The sequence below is a fragment of the Halomonas sp. H2 genome (assembly GCF_050215315.1).
GTDB lineage: Bacteria > Pseudomonadota > Gammaproteobacteria > Pseudomonadales > Halomonadaceae > Vreelandella.
Genome location: NZ_CP189760.1, coordinates 403433 through 425454, shown reverse-complemented (window position 1 = coordinate 425454; position 22022 = coordinate 403433). Strand labels below are relative to the sequence as shown.

Annotated in this window: 20 protein-coding genes; 5 read left to right on the top strand and 15 right to left on the bottom strand. The window is 55.9% G+C overall.

The window, feature by feature from the left end:
- Nucleotides 1–68: 68 nt before the first annotated feature.
- From ACQE2I_RS01995 to ffh, 7 genes are all read right to left on the bottom strand, one after another.
- The gene (locus ACQE2I_RS01995) at nucleotides 69–878 is read right to left on the bottom strand and encodes a DsbC family protein (RefSeq protein WP_427029823.1); all 810 of its coding nucleotides are present in this window, start codon (nucleotides 876–878) and stop codon (nucleotides 69–71) included.
- A complete protein-coding gene (gene xerD, locus ACQE2I_RS01990; RefSeq protein WP_427029821.1) occupies nucleotides 853–1734 on the bottom strand; it encodes a site-specific tyrosine recombinase XerD in 882 nt (293 codons plus the stop codon). Before xerD ends, ACQE2I_RS01995 begins: the two co-directional genes overlap by 26 nt.
- 130 nt (nucleotides 1735–1864) lie before the next feature.
- Entirely contained in the window at nucleotides 1865–2221 is a 357-nt protein-coding gene (gene rplS / locus ACQE2I_RS01985; RefSeq protein ID WP_427029820.1) for a 50S ribosomal protein L19, read from the bottom strand.
- Between the two features lie 158 nt (nucleotides 2222–2379).
- Complete coding sequence (gene trmD / locus ACQE2I_RS01980; RefSeq protein ID WP_427031371.1) at nucleotides 2380–3150, bottom strand: tRNA (guanosine(37)-N1)-methyltransferase TrmD; 771 nt, start codon at nucleotides 3148–3150, stop codon at nucleotides 2380–2382.
- A 101-nt stretch (nucleotides 3151–3251) separates the two neighbouring features.
- A complete protein-coding gene (gene rimM, locus ACQE2I_RS01975; RefSeq protein WP_427029819.1) occupies nucleotides 3252–3821 on the bottom strand; it encodes a ribosome maturation factor RimM in 570 nt (189 codons plus the stop codon).
- A 71-nt stretch (nucleotides 3822–3892) separates the two neighbouring features.
- Nucleotides 3893–4141 carry a 30S ribosomal protein S16 gene (gene rpsP / locus ACQE2I_RS01970; protein WP_007111767.1) on the bottom strand — a complete coding sequence of 83 codons (249 nt, stop codon included), beginning with the start codon at nucleotides 4139–4141 and terminating at the stop codon, nucleotides 3893–3895.
- Between the two features lie 246 nt (nucleotides 4142–4387).
- Complete coding sequence (ffh, locus tag ACQE2I_RS01965) at nucleotides 4388–5797, bottom strand: signal recognition particle protein (RefSeq protein WP_427029817.1); 1410 nt, start codon at nucleotides 5795–5797, stop codon at nucleotides 4388–4390.
- Between the two features lie 388 nt (nucleotides 5798–6185).
- On the opposite strand from ffh, the gene ACQE2I_RS01960 reads away from it, so the two are divergent.
- Together ACQE2I_RS01960 and ACQE2I_RS01955 are read left to right on the top strand one after the other, a co-directional pair.
- The gene (locus ACQE2I_RS01960; protein ID WP_427029816.1) at nucleotides 6186–6983 is read left to right on the top strand and encodes a cytochrome C assembly family protein; all 798 of its coding nucleotides are present in this window, start codon (nucleotides 6186–6188) and stop codon (nucleotides 6981–6983) included.
- A 104-nt stretch (nucleotides 6984–7087) separates the two neighbouring features.
- Nucleotides 7088–8362: an HlyC/CorC family transporter gene (locus ACQE2I_RS01955; RefSeq protein WP_427029815.1), complete on the top strand. Its 1275-nt coding sequence runs from the start codon at nucleotides 7088–7090 to the stop codon at nucleotides 8360–8362.
- Between the two features lie 6 nt (nucleotides 8363–8368).
- On the opposite strand, the gene ACQE2I_RS01950 is transcribed toward ACQE2I_RS01955, so the two are convergent.
- Both ACQE2I_RS01950 and ACQE2I_RS01945 read right to left on the bottom strand, forming a co-directional pair.
- On the bottom strand, nucleotides 8369–8986 hold the full coding sequence (locus ACQE2I_RS01950; RefSeq protein WP_427031370.1) for a 1-acyl-sn-glycerol-3-phosphate acyltransferase: 618 nt from the start codon (nucleotides 8984–8986) through the stop codon (nucleotides 8369–8371).
- Between the two features lie 53 nt (nucleotides 8987–9039).
- Nucleotides 9040–9654, bottom strand: coding sequence for a TetR/AcrR family transcriptional regulator (locus tag ACQE2I_RS01945; RefSeq protein ID WP_427029814.1), 615 nt, complete (start codon nucleotides 9652–9654; stop codon nucleotides 9040–9042).
- A gap of 182 nt (nucleotides 9655–9836) precedes the next feature.
- On the opposite strand from ACQE2I_RS01945, the gene ACQE2I_RS01940 reads away from it, so the two are divergent.
- Together ACQE2I_RS01940 and ACQE2I_RS01935 are read left to right on the top strand one after the other, a co-directional pair.
- Entirely contained in the window at nucleotides 9837–10523 is a 687-nt protein-coding gene (locus ACQE2I_RS01940; protein WP_427029813.1) for an SOS response-associated peptidase, read from the top strand.
- Nucleotides 10523–13381 (top strand): insulinase family protein, encoded by a 2859-nt coding sequence (locus ACQE2I_RS01935; RefSeq protein WP_427029812.1) that lies wholly within the window; start codon nucleotides 10523–10525, stop codon nucleotides 13379–13381. The genes ACQE2I_RS01940 and ACQE2I_RS01935 overlap by 1 nt, the downstream gene beginning before the upstream one ends.
- 28 nt (nucleotides 13382–13409) lie before the next feature.
- Here the strand turns inward: ACQE2I_RS01935 and sbcB are convergent, their stop codons facing one another.
- The 4 genes from sbcB to minC form a co-directional block, all read right to left on the bottom strand.
- Nucleotides 13410–14903 carry an exodeoxyribonuclease I gene (gene sbcB, locus ACQE2I_RS01930; RefSeq protein WP_427029811.1) on the bottom strand — a complete coding sequence of 498 codons (1494 nt, stop codon included), beginning with the start codon at nucleotides 14901–14903 and terminating at the stop codon, nucleotides 13410–13412.
- Nucleotides 14904–15066: 163 nt separating this feature from the next.
- Nucleotides 15067–15318: a cell division topological specificity factor MinE gene (minE, locus tag ACQE2I_RS01925; protein ID WP_427029810.1), complete on the bottom strand. Its 252-nt coding sequence runs from the start codon at nucleotides 15316–15318 to the stop codon at nucleotides 15067–15069.
- On the bottom strand, nucleotides 15315–16133 hold the full coding sequence (minD, locus tag ACQE2I_RS01920) for a septum site-determining protein MinD (protein WP_427029809.1): 819 nt from the start codon (nucleotides 16131–16133) through the stop codon (nucleotides 15315–15317). Before minD ends, minE begins: the two co-directional genes overlap by 4 nt.
- 157 nt (nucleotides 16134–16290) lie before the next feature.
- Nucleotides 16291–17040, bottom strand: a complete 750-nt coding sequence (minC, locus tag ACQE2I_RS01915) for a septum site-determining protein MinC (RefSeq protein ID WP_427029808.1) — start codon at nucleotides 17038–17040, stop codon at nucleotides 16291–16293.
- Nucleotides 17041–17227: 187 nt separating this feature from the next.
- Here minC and ACQE2I_RS01910 point away from each other — a divergent pair, with 187 nt between their 5' ends.
- The gene (locus ACQE2I_RS01910; RefSeq protein WP_427029807.1) at nucleotides 17228–20044 is read left to right on the top strand and encodes a DUF349 domain-containing protein; all 2817 of its coding nucleotides are present in this window, start codon (nucleotides 17228–17230) and stop codon (nucleotides 20042–20044) included.
- A 128-nt stretch (nucleotides 20045–20172) separates the two neighbouring features.
- On the opposite strand, the gene phbB is transcribed toward ACQE2I_RS01910, so the two are convergent.
- Both phbB and ACQE2I_RS01900 read right to left on the bottom strand, forming a co-directional pair.
- Entirely contained in the window at nucleotides 20173–20919 is a 747-nt protein-coding gene (gene phbB, locus ACQE2I_RS01905; RefSeq protein WP_427029806.1) for an acetoacetyl-CoA reductase, read from the bottom strand.
- Nucleotides 20920–21015: 96 nt separating this feature from the next.
- Nucleotides 21016–21869 (bottom strand): IS5 family transposase gene (locus ACQE2I_RS01900; RefSeq protein WP_172118838.1). Its coding sequence is split into 2 segments (ribosomal slippage): nucleotides 21016–21527 and nucleotides 21527–21869, totalling 855 coding nucleotides; the frame shifts between segments, so codons are not numbered across the junction.
- Between the last annotated feature and the right edge of the window lie 153 nt (nucleotides 21870–22022).

Below are 22022 nucleotides of genomic sequence, written 5' to 3'. Positions count from 1 at the left end.
AGGTGCCACCTCTTAAATCAATGTCTCAGCGTAATGTGCCGTTTATTTGCGCGACACTATGGCTTATGTCAGTCGTTGTCCAAGCCTAACATGGCAGTGAGCCGCTCGGGGGGCACAAATCCTGGTACTAGCCGGCCATCAGGCAAAATAATCGCCGGTGTGCCCTGTACACCCAACACTTTGCCCAGATCATACTGCCCCGCTACCGGATTGTCGCAGTCGGCTGCGCTGGCGCTGGCCATAGCCTGGCCTTCTTTGGCCTGGGTCATCGCTTCACTGCGGTTGTCCGAGCACCATACCTGTTGCAGCGTTTTGGCGGCGTCGCTATTCATGCCAGCACGGGGAAACGCCATATAGTGAACGGCGATCCCGCGCTCATTCAATTCGGGGATGGTGTCGTGTAAACGTGCGCAGTAAGGGCAAGTAGGATCGGTAAATACGGTCACCGTGGCCTTTGGCTCCTCGGCCCCGCGGAAGATCACTAACTCACTGTCAGGCACAGCTGCCAGCGCAGCTGCACGCTCTTGGTTCTGCTCTTGTTCGGTTAAGTTGACCAACCCAGCAGGCGCATTTTCATACAGGTCGCCGACCAAGAAGTGGCTGCCGTCGGCGCTGGAGTAGAAAGATTCACCGCCCTCCAGCCGCACATGATAAATGCCCTCCATCGGCGTTGCGGTGACCGCCTCCACAGGCATCTGCTGGCCATTGACGCTGAGAGAACCCGCCAGTTCGTCTGCGACGGCATCCGCCTGGACAACGGAAGGCAATAGGCTGCCCGCTATCAACCACGTCATCATTGAGACAGGTGTTAGTAACGGCAGTGCTAGAAAACGGCGTTGACGCATGCTTATTTCAACCTCGTGGGTGATGTTGTGCATGTAGGCTTTCCAAGCGCGCTTGGGCCACATGGGTATAAATTTGGGTCGTCGACAGGTCGCTATGACCCAGCAGCAACTGTACGACTCGCAAATTGGCCCCATGATTCAATAAATGGGTGGCAAATGCATGACGTAGCGTATGCGGTGACAGCGGCCGAGTAATGCCGGCAGTGATGGCATGCACCTTAATCCGGTGCCAAAAGGTTTGTCGAGTCATGGCTTTATCGCCCCGCCCTGGAAACAGCGCTGGGCGCGTCGGGTCGCTCATCAGCGACAGCCGCGCGGTCTGCATATAGTGCGCCAACCAATCGGCCGCCTCTTCGCCCATAGGTACCAGGCGGTCTTTATCGCCTTTACCGCGTACCCTTACCACGTTTTGACGCAGGTTAACCGCGTCGCTGCTAAGTCCTACCAGTTCAGAGACCCGCAAGCCGCAGGCATAAAGTAGCTCCAGCATGGCGCGATCGCGGACACCCAGCGGGGTATCGGTATCGGGCGCTAATAGCAGGCGCTCGACTTCGTCCTCCTCCAAGGTATTAGGCAAGCCGGGGATGACGCGCGGCAATTTGATATCAGTCAGTGGGTCGCTTTCCACCTGGTTATTTACACGCCCCCAGCGGTAGAAGCTGCGCAGTGTCGAGAGTAGCCGGGCATTGCTGCGCAGTTGATAACCTCCCTCCCGGCGATCTTCCAGCCACTCACTAAGACGCTCGGGCGGCGGCGCTAATAGCACTTCGCCATGGCGCTCCAAGTGAGCTTGCCAGGCGCTTAAGTCACGCCGATAAGCCGCTAACGTATGATCGCTGGCGCCCTGCTCAAGCCACAGGGCATCTAAAAATGCATCGATAACGCTCATACGTCAGCAGTCTCCAGCTTAAAAAAAACCCCGCCCCGCAGAGCGGGTGACGGGGTCTTGGTATCCAGGCGCGACGCTTAGCAAAACGCTATACATCTCTACGTACAGCGCGCCTGTGAAAAAGTGGCGATTAGGCCAGCTTTTCCTTGATACGCGCCGAACGACCGCTGCGCTCGCGCAGGTAGTACAGTTTGGCTTGACGCACATCACCGCGACGCTTGACTTCGATAGAGTCAACCAGCGGGCTGTAAGTCTGGAAGGTACGCTCAACGCCAACGCCGTGAGAAATCTTACGCACGGTGAAAGCGGAGTTCAGGCCACGGTTACGCTTACCGATGACCACACCTTCAAACGCCTGCAGACGCTCGCGGGTGCCTTCCTTTACTTTTACCTGGACGATAATGGTGTCGCCGGGGGCAAAGGCAGGAATTTCCTTGCTCATTTGCTCAGATTCGATCGCCTGGATCACTTTGCTTTTGCTGCTCATCATCATACTCCTGAATAACGTGTTGGCTTGACCGCTCAATCATGGGTGGCGGAAGCCGTGATCCCGGCGCTCGAAACGAGCTACGCGGGAGTCGTTATGGGTGACACAGGTGCGCTTGTTCGCCCTGCACCGCCGCTCTGGCCTACTTCTTTGTCCGCCTACTTAGCTGACAAAGTGGCTAGAGCGTGTTCCTCGACAAACTCGTTCAACAGCTTGCGCTGTTCGGCATCTAATGCCCGCCCTTCCAAAAGATCCGGGCGGCGTTGCCATGTCCGGCCTAGTGATTGCTTTAACCGCCAGCGCTTGATAGCGGCATGATTTCCGCTAAGCAGCACATCCGGCACCTGGCGCCCATCAATCGTTTCTGGACGGGTGTAGTGCGGGCAATCTAACAGACCGTCATTAAACGAGTCTTCGACAGCGGAGTCCTGATGCCCCAACACCCCGGGAATCAGCCTTGCCGCTGCATCAATTAGCACCATCGCTGGCAGCTCACCGCCGCTCAGCACATAGTCGCCAATCGACCACTCTTCATCGATGTCACTCTCTACCACGCGTTCATCAATACCTTCATAGCGCCCTGCCACGACCACCAAGGGTCCGGCGGAAGCCAGTGATTGAACGCCCTGCTGATCCAACTTACGCCCCTGGGGCGAGAGGTAGATCACCGTCGGCACTTGGCCGGTGGCTTGTTGCGCCCGTTCACGGGCGGCAAAAATCGCTGCACGCAGAGTGTCGACTTTCATCAACATTCCCGGACCACCGCCATAAGGGCGATCATCCACGCTGCGGTGGCGGTCAGTGGCGTAATCCCGCGGGTTCCAGAACTCTAGCGCAATACGCTGTTTGTCTACCGCTCTGCCGACCACGCCTTGCTGCGTTAGCGCGTCGAACATCTCGGGAAACAACGACACAACGCCGATCCACATTGCAGGCGACACTGCTTCGCTTTTACCAAGTTCATTTTCACCAGGCTGCGGCTCTATTGAGTCGCTAGCAACATCACTGCTCAAACTATGCATACGTTTGGTCAAAACTCAGGATCCCAGTCGACGACCATGCGGCCCTCTTGGGTACTGATTTCAATAATGACATCATCTGGCAAAAATGGCAGCAGCCGCTCACGCTTGTCGATTGACTCAGAATCGCCGCGAACCACCATGACATCGTTGGCGCCGGTTTCAAACAGGTAGCTTACCCGTCCGAGCCGTTCGCCGGCCTGAGTAAAGACCGCTATGCCTTCAAGCTCATGCCAATAATACTCGTCGTCAGAAAGTTCCGGCAGTGCTTGTTTGGGCATCAGTATGTCCGTTTGGGCTAATGCTTCAGCCGCGCTACGGTCATCGACCCCCTCCAACTGCACTACAATCCCTTTGCCCTGCCGACGCCCCTGAATAATGCTCACGCGCTTAAGGGTTTCACCTTGGCGCACCCACCATTCCGGGTAATCTAGAATGCTGTCCATCGGGCTGGTGTACGAGTACACCTTGAGCCAACCTTTCACCCCATAAGGGCTAGTCAGCTTGCCTAGCACCACATGTGTGTCGTCAGCTTGGCTTAGTTCTTGGCCTAGTTCTTGACTTAGTTCAGAACGCGTCATTGACGACCTCAGCTACCCAACACTCACTTTCTTACACAACAAGTCTCAGACAACAAGACTCAAAAGCAGGCTTACGCCTGTTTGCGTGCTTCTTTAACCAGCTCAGCAACACGACCAGAAAGCTGGGCGCCTTGGCTCTGCCAGTGAACAACGCGGTCTAGATCAACGCGCAGACGCTCTTCCTGACCACGGGCAACCGGGTTGAAGAAGCCGATACGCTCGATGAAACGACCGTCGCGAGCGTTACGCGAGTCGGTAACGGTCAGGTGGTAAAAGGGACGCTTCTTGGCGCCACCACGGGCCAAACGAATGGTAACCATACGATAACTATCCTTCGGTTGAGGTTACGAGAGTGTGTTGATAGCGCTATCCGCTATCGGAACACTCGTCGTGCTAAAGGCTATATAAAGGCCTCCATTGAGGAGCGCTGCCACCGCGATTTACGCGCTTTTACACAACACCCACGCATGAAGAGGCCGCATTCTACGCAAATGCGCCCAGCTTGGAAAGCCTGACAGCCAGAAAACTCATAGACCGTCAACCTTACCCAGCGAGCTTACCGCGAATTAACGGCGCGGCAATCCGCCCGGGCCACCCATACCGCCCATGCCACCAGGCCCACCTGGGCCTCCGCCGCCCATCATGCCAGACATACCGCGCATCATCTTTTGCATACCGCCCTTCTGACCGGCTTTCTTCATCATCTTCTGCATCTGCTTATGCTGCTTGAGCAGACGATTTAGATCAGGTACTTGCAGGCCCGCACCAGCGGCAATACGGCGTTTGCGCGAGCCGTTAATAATATCGGGCTTACGGCGCTCTTTAGGTGTCATGGAATTAATAAGTGCTTCCAGCTTACCCATCTCTTTTTCAGGACCGGGGCCTTGAGCCATTTCCGCCATCTGCCCCATGCCAGGCAACTTGCCCATTAGGCCGCCCATGCCGCCCATTTTCTTGAGCTGCTGGAGCTGGTCGCGAAAATCTTCCAGATCAAAGCCATCGCCTTTCTTGACCTTTTTGGCCAACTGCTCGGCTTTGGATTTATCAACGGTACGTTCGGCTTCCTCAATCAGCGACAGCATGTCGCCCATGCCCAGGATGCGCGAGGCCACCCGATCCGGGTGGAAGGGCTCCAGGGCGTCAACTTTTTCACCGACACCCATGAACTTGATGGGTTTGCCGGTAATGTGGCGCACCGACAGCGCCGCGCCACCACGGGCATCACCGTCGGCCTTGGTTAGGACCACCCCGGTCAGCGGCAGCGCTTGACTGAATGCCTTGGCGGTATTGGCGGCATCCTGGCCGGTCATAGCATCGACGACAAATAGCGTCTCGTGCGGCGTGACCGCTTTATGCAGCGCCTGGATTTCCGCCATCATAGCTTCATCGATCGCCAAACGACCGGCGGTATCGATCAGCACGACATCGTGGAACTGAATCTTAGCGTGCTTGATGGCCGCTTCGGCAATCGCTACCGGCTGCTGGTCAGAGCGCGAGGGGAAGAAATCCACCTCAACCTCTTTGGCCAAGGTTTCAAGCTGCTCAATGGCTGCCGGACGATAGACGTCGGCAGACACTACCAATACTTTCTTCTTCTCGCGCTCGCGCAGGTAGCGGGCCAGTTTGGCCACAGAGGTGGTTTTACCCGCGCCCTGTAGGCCGGCCATCAACACAACGGCGGGGGAGCCTTTAAGCACAAAGCCGTCGTTGGCTTCGCCCATAATCGCTTCCAGTTCTTGCTGGACGATTTTGACGAACTGCTGGCCTGGCGACAGGCTTTTGGAGACTTCTTGGCCTACTGCCCGTTCGCGTACACGCTCAATGAATTCCTTGATCACCGGTAGTGCAACGTCGGCCTCAAGCAGCGCCCGGCGCACTTCGCGCAGGGTGTCTTTAATATTGTCGTCGGTCAGGCGAGCCTGACCTTTAATCGATTTTAGCGTCTGGGAAAGACGCTCACTTAGATTCTGGAACATGGGGCCTCTCTGCCTCCGTCACTGCCGTTGGCGCGCACGCCCTGGACTAATTAGTGAAAAGATTATACGCGCTCATGCTTTGAGTCTCCATGGGAGAGTACTCGCAACCCTACTGCAAGCAACCCTAGCTCAAGCAACCAAGACAAGTCGCCACCTGACCGCCATGGATGGCGGAAATGCCGGAATTGTCGGGAACATTTTTCCGGCCATGGCGAAAGCCCCTTGTTTACAGCTTGCCCTGGCATTCCTACATACTCTCTCCGTACGTTTGCTTATTTTCATACGCCTGCCCTGCTGGGCGATACGGCTTGGATTCGTTATAGTAGCCACTACCTTTAAGTTGATTATTTTTTCACAACAACGCGCTGCAAGGCGCACGGATAGCATCATGCAGGCGCTCCCCTTCGCCACGATGGCTTTTGTTCTTTATGTCGCCGCTGCTATTTGGCAGGGCATGACGCTGTTCCGGCGCGTGCCGCCTCGCCAGGGCATGGTGCGCCTGCTCGCCGTACTAGGCTTACTGCTGCACATCCCTGTGGTAGTCAAATTAGTCGGCCAATCGCCTGGCCTGCTGCCGGGCTTTACCACTAGCGCCACATTGCTGATGGCGGTCGCGGTCAACGTTGTGTTAGTTGCCAGCCTGTTTAAACCGGTGCTTAACGCAGGTATTGCGCTGTTCCCGTTGGCGGGTGTAGCGCTAATTGTGGCGACTTGGTTGCCTAGCCAGGGTGGCCACACCGGTTTAACACCGGGTGTTTTAGTGCACGCGGTGAGCTCTGCACTGGCGTTTGCCGTGCTGGCAATTGCCGCCGTTCAAGCCGTATTAGTCGGCCTGCAGAACCAAGCGTTACGCCATCACCATATTCGCGGCATCGTGCAGTCGCTCCCGCCGCTGACCACCATGGAGCGGGTACTTTTCGAGCTGGTGTGGGCGGGCATTATTATGCTCACCCTGTCTATTGCTAGCGGCCTGATCTTTCTAGATAACTTTTTTGCCCAGCATTTGGCGCACAAAACCACGCTGTCGCTGCTGGCCTGGGTGATCTTCACTACGCTACTGATTGGCCGTTACCGCTTTGGCTGGCGCGGCATGCGTGCTGTGCGCTGGACACTAGGTGGCTGCGGCCTGCTGGTGTTAGCCTACTTTGGCAGCAAGTTCGTACTTGAGGTTGTACTCAATCGATAGCGCCTCGACCGTTTACGAGGCGCAACCGCGCCTTTGGTTATCTTGACACACTACTCGCGACCTTCTACAAATCGAGCTTAATACGCCACAAAGGACTTTTCGACTTGAGCGACGACTTCCCCCTGGGGTTACTGTTCGGCCTGCTAGCCTTACTGGTAGTGCTTTCTGCTTTCTTCTCCAGCTCTGAAACCGGCATGATGTCGATCAACCGCTACCGCTTGAGCCATCAAGCCAACAGCGGTGATCGCAGAGCCAAACGGGTCATGCGCCTGCTCACCCGGCCCGACCGCTTAATCGGCGTTATCCTGATCGGCAATAACTTCGTTAATAACCTGGCTGCCTCGATAGCGACGATCATCGCGATTCACTTCTTCGGCGATGTTTCTGGGCCTGCGATTTCTACCGCCCTGCTGACCATTACCATTCTAATTTTCGCCGAGGTAACGCCGAAGACCTACGCCGCCATTAAGCCCGAACGGATTGCCTACCCTACTTCCTACGCCCTTGAGCCGCTGTTAAAGCTGCTCTACCCATTAGTATGGCTAGTTAACGTGGTGTCTAACGGCCTACTCAGGCTGATTGGCGTAAAAAGCGTCGATAACGGTGGCGATAGCCTGACTCGCGACGAACTGCGTACCGTGGTACACGAGGCAGGTACGTTAATTCCCTACCGCCACCGAGCGATGCTACTGTCGATTCTTGACCTTGAGAACGTCACGGTGAATGACATTATGGTGCCGCGTCATGAGGTTTTGGGTATCGACCTGGATGATTCGCTTGAAGATATCTTGACCCAGATTCGTACTAGCCAGCACACCCGGTTGCCGGTCTATAAAGGCGATATCAATAATATTATCGGTATGCTGCATCTGCGCAACGCGGCACGCTTTCTCTCCCGTGATGAAGTCACCAAGGCCTCGATTGTTCAGGAGGCGCGCGAACCCTACTTCATTCCCGAGTCCACGCCGCTGCATACCCAACTGCTCAACTTCCAAAAACAGAAGCGTCGTATTGGCATCGTGGTGGATGAGTATGGCGACGTGGAAGGCTTGGTAACGCTGGAAGATATTCTGGAAGAGATCGTGGGTGAGTTCACCACTGACGTGTCCGAAGATGAAGAGATTCATCAGCAGGACGACGGTAGCCATGTCATTGAAGGCACCGCCAATATCCGTGAAATTAATAAGATGCTTGGCTGGCAGCTGCCGACCGACGGCCCCAAAACGCTCAATGGCTTAATCCTTGAGCACCTCGAGGCGTTTCCAGAAGGCCCTGCGTGCCTACAAATTGGCAATATGCGCATGGAAATCTTGGAGATCCGCGATAACCTCATCACCTCAGCGCGCTGCTGGCAAAAGCTGCGGACATCACGCCGCTAGGTGATATTAGCGAGGGTTAATCCGGCTGACGAGATCCTGATCCGCCGCCGCTTTTAGCGCTCTAACCCGCGCTTCCAGAAACCGCCGTAGCGCCATATCATCGGCATCTAGGCGATTAAGCGGCGGCCCGAAGTGCAAACTCACCGGCGCCCGAAAGCGCTTGGGGCATTTCTTAAGCGCCTTGCCACCATGATGAGAGGTCCACGAACCCCATAGGCCTGCTAACCCGGCAGGGATCACCGGAACATCGTCCCGGGCCAGAATTGTCTCCAAGCCACGCCGGAAGGTGTGGATCTCGCCATCGGGAGTGAGTCGCCCTTCAGGAAAGACCATCACTACCTGCCCCTGGCACAGCGCCTCGCTGACGTCATCCAGGGCACGACGTATCGCGCCAGGGCTGCGCCGCTCCGACTCTATGGGAATAGCACCGACCAACTGAAACCACCACTTAAGCCATGGGGAGTCAAAAATCGGCTGGTCCATCACAAAGCGCAGCGGCCGCGGACTAGCGCCACCGAGCACCAAGGCATCCATAAAGCTGACATGATTACACACTACCAGCGCGGCGCCTTGCTTGGGGATATGTTGACACCCATGAACCTGCAGTCGGTAGCAGAGGTGCATTGAGACAAAAATAAGCCACCGCAGAAGGTGTCGAAATACGCTGACACTCCCCTTCACGGCACCGCCTCGCGGTGGCGTAGGCCGGCCAGTATGGTGCTCATCAGTTGGTCTAGCAGTTCATCTACCTTCAATTGCTGACCCTGCCAGTAGCCTAAGCGCTCATTCAACCCAAGCTGGACCAGCCCGTGAACGCTGCCCCACAGTGTGCGCCCCAAGCGACGGGCTTCGAGATCATCCAGTGCTGGCTGGTAAGCCTTGATTGATGCTTCCACTTGGGTAAACAGCGCTTCAATCAAATCACTTTGACGCTGGTCCAGCTCGCCCTCTTGGGCCAGCGGGTAATCGAAAAGTAGCTGCCAGCGGTAGCAGTCCTGCTCAGCGAATCGCCAATAAGCGAGCGCCAGCGAGCGTAGCCATGGCTCTGGATCATCATCAACTAAGCTAGTAATAGTGTGCTGTAGCCGCGCCAACGTTTCCACATTGACGTTCTGCAATAAGTTATTGAAGCTACCGTACAACTTGAGCAACGTGCTGGGCGCGCAGCCGACCTCTCTAGCCAGGGCTCGCAAGGAAAGGCCATGCACTGGCTGCTCAGCTAACCATTCATCACAAGCGTGCATGACCTGCGTATGGAGGGCATCGGGCGCATGCTGTCTAGGACGGGCCATGGCGATCTCTTAAGGTCAACGACAATCGAGGAGGAATGCCTCACTGCACTTTAGCGGGAGCAAGGGATACTATAGGATACCTTACATCGAACACTGTTTTCGACACTAAAACACACCATTTCGTGCTTAGTTGCACGAAATCCCCCGTCACTTCCACAACGTTTTTGCTTAAGGAGACAGCTATGACGGGGCGACTGCATGTGCAAAACTTACCGCTGACCCATTTATTGCCAACGCTGGACGCCTCTGAGCCGCTGGTGGAATCACCCAACCTAGCGCCCCGAAGCCCCGTTTCGGCGATCCGCTTAGAGCAGGGGCAGTATCGGCTATCATCGCTGTTCTGGGGCCTCACACCGCCCTGGCTGGAAGTGTTAGATCACGCGCCGCACTGCGCCCGGGCTGAAACCCTTGAGTCACGCGCGATGTTTCGCGATGCCTTTAACGCCCGCCGCTGCGTGATTCCCGTCAGCGGTTTCTATCTATGGAAAACCCAGTTGCGCAGCAAACAGCCCTATTTAGTCACCCAAGTCTCGCGCGCACCACTGCTGCTAGGGGCTTTGTGGTGCCGCTACCACACGACGTTGACGGCGTTTGCCGACTCGACAGCGCTGGTCACTGTGCCTGCTAACGTGCTGTTATCACCGCTATCCGACCGCTTGCCGGTCATCATCCCCAGCCATGCGCTCGCCACATGGCTCGACCCGGATACAGATTTAGAAACACTTAATTCGCTGTTAACGCCCGCCCCATTGGAACTGTTGGGCGCTTTTCCGGTATCTAAACATGTCAATAATCCCGCCTACCAGTCATCGGCTTGTGCCCACCCCACTGGGTCGATGCTGCGTTGGGCCGTGTCTCAGGAGCTGTAATGTTGCGACCCACTGGTATAATGCGCTGGCGGCACCTGCCCCAGTGCGCGCTGTTCGGTATTATCGCGAGTCTTGGCATGACACCACTCGCCTTCGCTGCTAACGATGACGCCATTGCCGATGCCATAGCTGATACGGCCACCCCGATCATTAGCCCTTTTGATAGCCGCGACTACCGCATTGTGACGCTGGAAAATGGTCTCAATGTACTACTTGTCAGCGACCTGGAGGCCGACAAGGCCGCAGCGTCGATGAACGTGCGCGTCGGCAGCGCCCAAGACCCCGATGACCTTCAGGGACTTACCCATTTTCTCGAACATATGCTGTTTTTAGGCACTGAACCCTACCCAGAGTCAGATGCTTACCAGCGCTACATATCGAACAACGCGGGCTCCCACAACGCCTTTACCGCGCAGCAAGACACTAACTACTTCTTTGATATTGAGCCATCGGCGCTGCCGGGTGCACTTGACCGCTTCAGCGAATTTTTCTTGTCGCCGCTGTTTAACGCGGACCGATTAGAGAGCGAGCGCAATATTGTTCACTCTGAATATATGGCCCGTATTCGCGACGAGTCCCGGCGTGAGAATGATGTGCTAAATCAGCTACTCAACCCGGACAACTCGACCACCGGCTTTGCCGTAGGCAGCCGAGATACGTTAGCCAGCCCGCCTGAAGGCGAACCAACGCTGCGTGAGCGGGTGATTGAGTTCTACCATAACCACTACGATGCCAATGTAATGAACTTGGTGATCGTGGCGCCGCAGCCGTTGGGCCAGTTGGAAGCGCTGGTCGCTGAACGCTTCGCTGACATTGCCGACAATGACTTAAGCGCCCCCACCATTGAGGCACCATTGGTGGATTCAGACACCTTACCGCGCTATATCGAGCGCCAGTCACTACAGGATCGCCGTCAATTACGCTTCTACTTCCCGGTACCCGACCCCACCGATGACTACCGCAGCAAACCAACGCAGCTTATCGCCCACCTGCTCGGCGACGAGGGTGATGGCAGCCTGCTAGCGGTGCTGCGTGACGCCGGCCTTGCCGACGGGCTCTCCGCAGGCGTTGGCCGCGGCGATGGCAACGAGGCGCTGTTTACTATCTCCATCAGCCTAACGCCTGAAGGTGCAGAGCGCCTGGACGATATTGAAGCCACCCTGTTTGCCGCCATTGAGCAATTGCGCAACGATGGCCTCGCATCCTGGCGCTATGACGAACAGGCCGATCTTAACGAGCAGAGTTTTCGCTTTCAGCAGCACGGCGCCCCTCAGCAGGAAGCCACTCGCCTCGCTATGAGCCTGTCGCGCTATCCGGTGGAAGACGTTCAGTACGCGGCTTACCGTATGGATGGCCCCAATGCAGAGCGCCAGCAGACCTACCTAGACGCCCTAACACCCGATAATATGCTGCGCTTCTACTCGGCGCCCGACGTTGAAAGCGATACCGTTTCGCCGTGGTTCAATGCCCAGTGGCGCGAGCAAGCGCCTGACCAGCCGGGCCAGACCCTTAGCGGCTTAGCCCTTCCCGGCCCCAACCCTTTTATCGCCAGTGACTTAACGCTGCTGGAAGGCCAGGACGAGCAGCCAAACCTGTTAGTAGACTCGCCTACGTTTACCGCCTGGCATATGCAGGATGAACGCTTTAATACCCCAAGCGTTGAGTGGCGCGTCAGCTTACAGAGCCCAAGCGCTAGCTACTCCGCTGAAGAAGCGGTGCTCACCCGGCTGCTTGCCAGTTGGCTCAATGACAGCTTGAACGAATCCCTCTACCCAGCGTGGTTGGCGGGGCAATCGTTCAGCGCTTACCCTCACGCCCGCGGCATGACACTGTCTTTCTCCGGTTGGCGGGATGGCCAAACCCCGCTGATCGAACAAGCGATTGAGCAACTTAAAACCGCGGAGATCTCTGATGGCGCTTTTGAACGTGTGCGTTACCAGCTTCAACGTGAGTGGCGTAACGCGCCCCAGGCGTCGCTGTATGGTCAAGCCAGCCGCACGTTAGGCGAAGCGTTACTCACACCACAGTGGTCCACTGCTGACTTACTCACGGCGAGCGAGCGCTTTAATCGTGGCCATTTGGAAGACTTTCGTCAGCGCTTTCTCAACCACCTGTATGTTGACGCTATGGCAGTCGGTAACCTCGATGCCGACCTAGCGCGCGAACAGGCGCAGCTAATGCGTGACCAACTGCGGCCACGGCTAACCCGCGACGCTATCGCCAACCTAACACCGCTTGCGGTTAGCGATGAACACCGCGTGCTCCACCCCCACAGCTCGCGGGATGAGTCCCTGGTGCTGCGCTATTTACAGGGGCGCGACCAGACTGCCGAGGAACAGGCAGCCACTAGCGTGATCGCCCAGTGGCTGGATACACCGTTCTACCAGCAACTGCGCACCGAACAGCAGCTTGGCTACATCGTTAACGCGGGCTACTCGCCACTGCTTGAAGCCCCAGGGATTGCGTTAGTCGTGCAATCGCCCGACGTCGACAGCGAGACAATTGCCGAGCGAATGGATACGTTTCTTAAAGAAGCTGACCAGCGCCTTGATCAGCTCAGCGACGAAGAGTTAGCCTCCTACCGCCAAGCGGTGCACGACCAACTGCGCCAGCGCGATACCAGCCTCTCGGGCATGGCCAACCGCTACTGGCAAGCCACGGCACGGGAGGAAGTACGCTTTGATCGTCGTGATCAGTTGGCCGAGTTAGTGCTTAACGTTAGCCTTGAGGACATAAAGGCTGTTTGGCCATGGTTGCAGGCGCACAGGCTGGATATACGCTTTAATCCCGGCGACGAGCCTAGCGATGTAAGCAATGACCAGGAAGCGCGCCCGGCGCTGCCTAAAGTGCGTGAATAAGCCGCGCGGTTAGCACGTCGATGCTGGCTTAGGCGTCAAACGCCTGGGCCGGCATCATGGCTTCCACGAACATCACCAGCTCTTCCAATATCTGCCGTTCACGATCGCTGAGCGTTTGCTGGTTGTACTGCTCAATTTCCCGTGCGAAGGCCTTTAACGTAAAGCCTGCCAAGGCGGGGTCATTGATACGCATCCAGCGAAAGGCTTCCCACTGCTCACGCTCTTCGCCTTCCAAGGTGTCTGGATAGCTGCGCGCGCGAAAACGAAACAGCATCTCTTCTAAACGCGGGTCTTGAAAGGCAAAGCGTTGCCCCACCAGATCCCACGGCTCCATTTCACGCACCCGCTCCATCTGCTGGCGATCAGCGGCGGAGAAGAAACTGCCCGAATAAAGCATTAAATCAGTATCTTGCGGTTCATCTGCGTAACCCGCACTAAATACCTCTGCGACTTTATCGGCAACACCGCTGGCATCGCGCAGCGTTTTCCAGTGCTGACGACAGGCCGTAACATCCAAGCCCAAACGCTCAACAATGCTGCCGTACTCGCCCTTTTGCGGCCCATCGACGTCTTTTAAGGCGCTCGCAGGAAAGACTACCGGGCAGCGATTAATATGGATCACCTTCAGCGGAATGCGCGCCTCGCCTTCGGTCAAATCCTGCTGACTCACAAACACCCGCTGACGAATCTGCTCTACCGACATAGTGAGCAAATCGCTGGGGTCGATACTCAAATCGTAAACGATCACCCCGTTAGGGTTAGTCGGATGCTCAGCCAGCGGCATCACCAAAGCACTACAGCCTCGACTGGCAGGATAACGGCGGGAAATATGTAGCAGCGGCTTAGCGCCAGGCAGGTCGAGCTGCTTGGCCACCGCACGCTTACCGCGCAGGCCGAGCAGATAATCAAACAACTTGGGGTTACGCGCTTTCAGCAAGCGCGCCAGCGCAATCGTGGCTCGCACGTCGGCGACCGCATCATGCGCGCCCTCATGGGCAATACCGTTGGCGGCGGTTAAGTGTTCCAGCTTAAAGCTGGGCGCGCCGTCTTCGCGCAGCGGCCACTCAATACCCTCAGGGCGGAGCGCATAAAAAGCGCGCACAATATCGATTAAATCCCAGCGGGAATTACCGTTTTGCCATTCGCGGGCATAAGGGTCGAGTAAATTACGGTAAAACAGATGGCGCGAGACTTCGTCATCAAAACGCAGGCTGTTGTAACCCACGACACAGGTGCCGGGCTCGCTCATATGGCGCTGAATTTCCCCCGCAAATACTGCTTCAGGGAGGCCATGGCGCTGGGCTTTTTGAGGGGTAATACCGGTGATCAAACAGGCAGCAGGATGGGGTAGGTAATCATCGGCCGGCTTGCAATAAAGCTCAATCGGCTCGCCAATTTCGTTGAGCTCGGCGTCGGTTCGCAGCGCGGCAAACTGAGCGGGCCGATCGCGACGCGGGTCAGCCCCGAAGGTTTCATAGTCATGCCATAGGAAACTGACCGGGGCAGCATTGGGTGGCGCCATGAAGAAGCACTCCGCTGGGCAGTGAAAAGCCCAAGCCTAGCATACCCGCCACCCCTTTCGCCGCGCCTTAAGTTCTTTGCTAAGTACTTTATGCTAAGTACTGTGTGCCAAGTACCGTGTGCTAAGTACTGTGTGCGAAGTACTTTGTGGATCGGCTCTTTGGTTAGTCCTTAGGCAGCGTCACGTTAAGCTCCAGCACGGAGCAGTTGTCTTCGCTGTCCAAAGAGATTTGAATAGCATCGTCGTCCACGTGCACGTAGCGACGAATGACCTCAAGCAGTTCGCGTTCAAGCAGCGGCATATAGTCAGGCTGGCCACGCTGGCCACGCTGATGCGCCACAATAATTTGCAAACGTTCTTTGGCTACCGAGGCGGATTTCCTGCGCTCACGCTTCAAAAACTCCAGCAGTTTCATCGACGACCTCCTCCAAACATACGGCTCAGCAGGCTTTTGCGTTGCGTTTCATGGAAACGCAACGGCATATCCTCACCGAGTAGCCGCGACACCGTGTCGCTGTAGGCCTGGCCCGCGTCGCTAGAGATATCGTGAGTCACTGGCACGCCTTGGTTAGACGCGCGCAGCACGGCTTCCGACTCAGGAATCAAACCCAGCAGGTTAATCGCCAAAATTTCGCGAATATCGTCCAGTGTCAGCATGTCGCCAGACGTCACTCGCTCGGGGTTATAGCGAGTGACCAGCAGGTGCTCTTTAATGGGGTCTTCGCCCTGCTCAGCACGACGGGTTTTGGAAGCCAACAGCCCTAAAATACGGTCGGAGTCACGCACTGAGGATACCTCAGGATTAGTGACCACAATCGCTTCATCGGCGAAATACATGGCCAACTGGGCACCGCGTTCAATACCGGCTGGCGAATCGCAGAGAATGAAATCGAAATCTTCTTTCAACTTGCCCAGAACTTCTGCGACGCCGTCCTGGTTCAAAGCATCTTTATCGCGGGTTTGTGAGGCGGGTAAAATAAACAAATTCTCGACACGTTTATCACGAATCAACGCTTGATTGAGCCCTGCTTCACCTTGAATCACGTTAACTAAGTCATATACCACACGGCGCTCGCAGCCCATAATTAGGTCAAGGTTGCGCAGGCCCACGTCAAAATCAATCACAACCGTTTTTTTACCGCGCAGCGCAAGCCCTGTCGCAATTGCCGCCGCACTTGTGGTTTTACCGACCCCTCCTTTACCAGAGGTCACTACAATTATTTTAGCCAAGAGTCACTTCCTTCTTGAAATCGTTCGTCGCGAGCGCGAGTTAATTAGCGCTCTACGCATAACGAGAACGTCAATGTCATCAACATGCCCTACTGTAACGGATAGCATCTTCGGCGTCGCTAGGCATGAAGCACCAACGCACGCTCATACAAAAACCTTAGCCTAGCGGCTTAATTTCAAGCTGCTCTTTTGTAAAGTGAACTTCCGTCGGTCGCCCTGAAAGCTGCGGATCAATATCTTCAGAACGTTTGTAATTACCCGCCACTGAAAGCAGTTCAGCCTCCAATTCTCGGCAATAAATACCTGCCTGAGTGTTGCCATGAATGCCCGCCAGAGCACGGCCGCGCAGCGCACCGTATACATGAATACTGCCTGCCGCCAACACTTCAGCCCCAGCATTGACCGCCCCGATCACCACCAAATCACCTTCAGAAGCACTTACCTGCTGCCCCGAACGAACGGTGCCACGGTAAAGACGCGTAGCAAGTGCTGGCACTGCGCCTGCGCTCACTGCGGTTTCTTCACGGGTAACTGCATGCACGGGCGTACTGCTAACGCTTTCCAGTATACGCCCGCGCCCCTCTTCCACCGGAGGAAACCAGCCCAAGCCCAGCGCCCACGCAGATTGGCGTACGGATTCAGGCCCACCGCGCACGGCCACAGGCAACAGTTTATGGTCACGGCATACAGCACAAATTCGCTCAAGGGCTAAGTGTGGATCATCTAGCTTTTCCACGCTGAGCACAACCGGTGTATGCTGAAAGAAAGCAGGCGACTGGGACAGTTTGCCAGCCAACTGATGACGGATTCGCTCCGGATCAGCACTACTTAGCTCCATAACGGTCATCGGCAGCATGCCGCCTTTAAAGGTAAAGGCCACATCGGCACTATCCACGTTAAGGCTCATGGCCGAACTCCATATCATGTTCAGGTAAGATAAAGGTAGCGCACTATCACTTATAGTGGTCTAGAAAATAGTCGCTGACCACAGCATAGTAATGCCAAGCTAAGCGACAGCGCCGATGACTGCAACTACCAAAGTCGCCAGCGACTATTTTTTTTCATACTACGCATCTTATATAGCAGGATGATCCATGCACGGACTGTTAAGACGCCTGTTCGCACCTCGGTGGCAGCATCCCGACCCCGAGGTGCGCCGTCAGGCCCTCCAGCGACTCGACCCTCAACAAACAGAACAGCGCCAAGCGCTGCAGTCGCTCACGCAAGATAGCGATAGTGAAATTCGCCTGGCGGCTCTGCTGGCCCTGGATGACTGCGCAGGCTTAGTCGATGCTTTTCCGCATCATCAGCAGGATGAAACTTGGTTCAATGCAGTTTGCCAACGTCTCAGCGGGCGCGAAGGCCATACTGACCTACACCAACGCCAAGCGTTGGTTGAGCGTATTAATGAACCTCGAGTGCTGAGCGCGGTGGCCCTGCAAGGAGACAATCTCAATCTTCGTTTGATCGCCTTAAGCAAGCTGAGAGATGAGAATGACCTGATTCATCATGCCTGTCATAACGGCGTAGCCGCCGTTCGCCACCAAGCTGCCGAGCGCATTGAGCATGAAGAGGGGCTTAAGCGGCTATTAAAAGAGGCCCGCCGCGACCGCCAAGTGGTTCGCTTAGCGCGAGAACGCCTCAACCGTTTGCGCAGCGATGCACAGTGGTTGAAAGCTGAAAAGCAGCAGCGCGAAACCCTACTAAGCCAGTTAGAGCAACACGCCCGTGCGCCCTGGGAGCCACTTTACGGCGGCCGCTTCCGCCATCTTGAGCGCCAGTGGGAGCAACTCAATCAACCGCCCAGCGTGGAACAAGAGCAGCGCTTTCACCAAGCCCTGCTCAATTGCCGCAAAACGCTACACGATCATGAAACCCAAGAGCAGGCGCGCCAGCAGAGCAACGAGCGTCGCGACGAAGCCGAAACCACTCGTGAGCAACTACTCGAAGGGATCGAAGAAACCCTCGACGGCCTGCGTCACGCCGCAGGGATGACCGTTCAGGACATCGACAGCTTGCGCGCTCAGCGCCAGCTACTCGGCCAGCGCTGGCAAGCGCTTTCCGATATACACCCGCCCAGCGATGCCATGCGCCACCGCTATACGCTGGCAATTCAGCACTACGATCAGTGTTTAGAAGCGTGGCAACGCTGGAGCGCGCTAAGTGCCTCCATCGAAACCGCTTTGGCCAATGGCGACCATGCCACCTTGGCGGCGCAAGTTAGTCAGTGCCAGTGGCCCGAAATATTAATGCCGCCCGAGTTGCTGGGCCGCGCCCAAGCGGCACTTAATACCGAAAGCAGCGCGCCATCGCCGCCAACGGCAGATAAAGCCACGCTTGACGCTCATTCGGCTGAACTCGACACCTTTGAGCACTTGCTAGAGCGCGGCGCTTTTAAAAGCGCAAGCCGCCTGCATCAGCGCCTAAAACCCGATATTGAAGCGCTGACATGCTCCGGCGCCCAACCCCTTCGAACACGCTTAAAGCATTTAGCCGCACGGCTAGCGGAGTTGCGTGACTGGCGTGGTTTTGTCGCCGGGCCAAAACGCGAACAGCTGTGTGCCAGCATTGAGGCACTCGCCAACGATCTCTATATGGCGGAAGAGGCGCTGGATCACCACCACCGTCAGCTGGTAAAAGAGTGGAAGTCGCTAGGAGACGCAGCCGCCAATCGCGAGCAGGCCGCGCGTTTCCGCAGCGCCTCTGATCGCATTCACGAACGCCTAGCACCCTGGCGGGAGCGTCTAGGCGAAGAGCGTGAGGCCAACCTTCAAGCCCGCGAGGCGCTCTGCACTCAGTTGGAAAACTTGCTAGCCCAGCCGGCTGAAAACGCAGACCCTGACGTCCTACGGCAAATCCGCGACAAAGCACGCCACCAATGGCGCCACTACAGCCCGGTACCTCGTGAGCGCTCTGAATCCGTCGGGCGTCGCTTCGGCACTATTCGTCATCAGCTACAAACGCTGATTGATCAACGTGCTGAGACTATCGCCACACACAAACAGGCACTCATCCGTCAGGTGACTGCGCTACGCAACGACGATAGCCAACCTTTATCCCAGCGCATTCACCAAACCAAACAGCTGCAGCAGCAGTGGCGTGCGCTAGGCCGTGCACCGAAAGGCGAAGAACAAACCCTGTGGAAGACCTTTCGTCATGAGTGCGACCAACTCTTTGCCCAGCGCGATGCGCATAGAAATGAACAGGCAGCGCGCCAGCAACAGCAGCTTGATGAGATGCAAACTCTCATCGACAAGATGGATAGCTGGCAGCCTATTGAAGCGAGTGATGCCGCCACACTGGATAACTTCCTCGAACAGGCCAACCAGCTTGAGCCGCTTCCCAGAAATCGGCGAAGTGAAGGCATGCAGCGGCGCATAAGCGGCATTGTGCGCGCTCGACGAGAGCGCTTAAACCGGCTAGCGGTCGCCGATACGGTTCACCAGTGGCACGCCATTATGCCGCTAGTGAATGCGCATTTGGCTGCCGACCAGCGCTTGCTAAACGAAGAAGTTCCCAACGATGTGGACGCGCAAACGGCTCTTGCCGCCTCGCTACCCGCCGCCTTTAATGAAGCACATAAGGAACGTAACCAGCAGCGCCAAAGCGTAACGGCGCCGCTTTCAGACGCCGACCAAGCCAAGCTAGCTGAATCGCTGGCCCGCTTAAGAGTGCGCCTTTCTATGCTCGCCGTTGGCAGCGTACGCCAAAGCGATGAGCCACTGCGCCTGGCGATTCAGGTAGAGCGCTTAAATGAAGGGTATAACCAAGAGCGTAGTAGTGACCAAGAAGTTACCGATATCTTGGTAGCGCTATTAGCCCTAGGCCCGATGCCGACCGCCCTTTGGGCCGCTGAAGTAGAAGAGCTGGATAACATGCTAAGCCGGCTGGCGCGTGTCCCTCTGCCCTAGTGGAAAAGCAGGTACAGCGCTTAACGCCAACAATCACCATTCAGTAAAAGCAATTCATTAACAACCATGCGTTAACAACAACGGGAGGCGATAAGCCTCCCGTTTGCGTTCTCCTCTCCGGAAAACCACTAGCCCATAAACTGGCCACCGTTAATATCGATGTTCGCACCAGTAATAAACCCTGACTCCTTATTGGCTAAGAAAGTGACCAATCGGCCAATCTCCTCTGGCGTGCCATAGCGCTTCACCGGAATCGTCTCCCGGATTGCTTCGCGCACTTTTTCTGGAATATTCATGATCATATCGGTAGCAATATAGCCAGGCGATACGGTATTGACGGTAATTCCTTTGGTCGCTGTTTCCTGCGCCAACGACATTGTCAGGCCGTGCATCCCGGCTTTAGCAGCCGCGTAGTTGACCTGGCCAAACTGACCTTTACGCCCATTGATAGATGAAATATTAATAATCCGACCATAGCCATTCTCGAGCATCATCTCGATCACGCTTCGGCAGGTGTTAAAAACGCTGTTCAGGTTGGTATCGAGCACTTCGTACCACTGCTCGTAAGACATTTTCTTCATGGTGCCATCACGGGTAATACCGGCACAGTTGACTAGCACACTAATAGGGCCATACTTTTCATGAATTTCGCGGGCTCCTTCCAGGCAGGCGTTGTGGTCGGCAAGATCGACTCCTGACAATTCGATATTGTTGTAGCCGTCGGCATGCTGCGCTTCCAGCCAGGTTTTGGCCTTATCGGGGTTACGGTAACCCGCCACGACCAGATAACCCGCATCTGCCAACGAACGACAAATTGCCGTACCGATACCACCAGTTCCACCAGTTACCCAGGCGACGGGGGCTTGATTGGCCATTGACTACCTCCCTGACATGACAGATGGCTTGGGTTTTAAAGCACGCACATTGCGCCGCAAGCCACTATGAATAAGCGCGATTGCGCCGATACTACCTTAGGTTCTGTACGAAAAGTCGGCTCGCAAGCAGAGGCCTATGCACGCCACGCATACCATCGCTCTAAAGCTGCTTGCTAACTTATCGTAGCGTGTGGCGATACGGCGTGACTCCTTCAGCCAACTAAAACAGCGCTCTACTGCATTTCGTTGCCGGTATTTAGGCTTATCAAACCGTCTAGGTAGACCTGGCCGTATTCTTCGATGCATGTTGCGCTGCGCTATTACCGGTTTCATGCCGTGCCTGTCGCAATAATGGCGCAACTCATCGCTGTCATATCCTTTGTCAGCCACCATATAGCGACTACGTTTACGTGGTCGCCCAGCGTTACCAGGCAGGTAAATCTTCTCTAATGTCGAAATAAAGTGCCGAGAGTCTGCCTCTTGGCCAGGAGACAGCGTGAACGCCAGTGGCCAGCCGTGACGATCGCAAACCAAATGAATTTTGGTAGTTAAGCCTCCACGACTACGCCCCAAGGCGTGATCTAAGGGTTCTTCAGAGCCCCCTTTTTGCCGCCTCCTGCGGCAGCACGGGTGGAGCGTATAGAGGTCGAATCAATCATCCATGTATCCAGGTCCATCAGTCCATCTTCACGTAGCCTGAGCTGTAAGCGGGAAAGAATGGCTTCAAACGTGCCATCATCTCGCCATTTTCGAAAGCGCTCATAGGCGGTTGACCAGGGACCATATCGCTCGGGTAGATCTCGCCACTTGGCACCAGAACAGAGAACCCAGAAAATGCCATTGAGAACCTGCCGGTCATCCCGCCGTGGCCTGCCCATTACCTGAGTTGGCGACACAATATCTGTAATCTGTGCCCAGTTCTCATTGGATATCTCGTACCGGCCAACCATCATTTTCTCCCTATGCAGCTATTGCATGGGAAAACTTAGCAGATATCACTTTTCGTACAAAACCTAGTGCATTATTTGCTTGAGCAATGCACCAGCGTAAGCTTTTTTTATGGCTACTTGCAGCTTAGCTGCACTCCCTCTATGTTGCAGCAG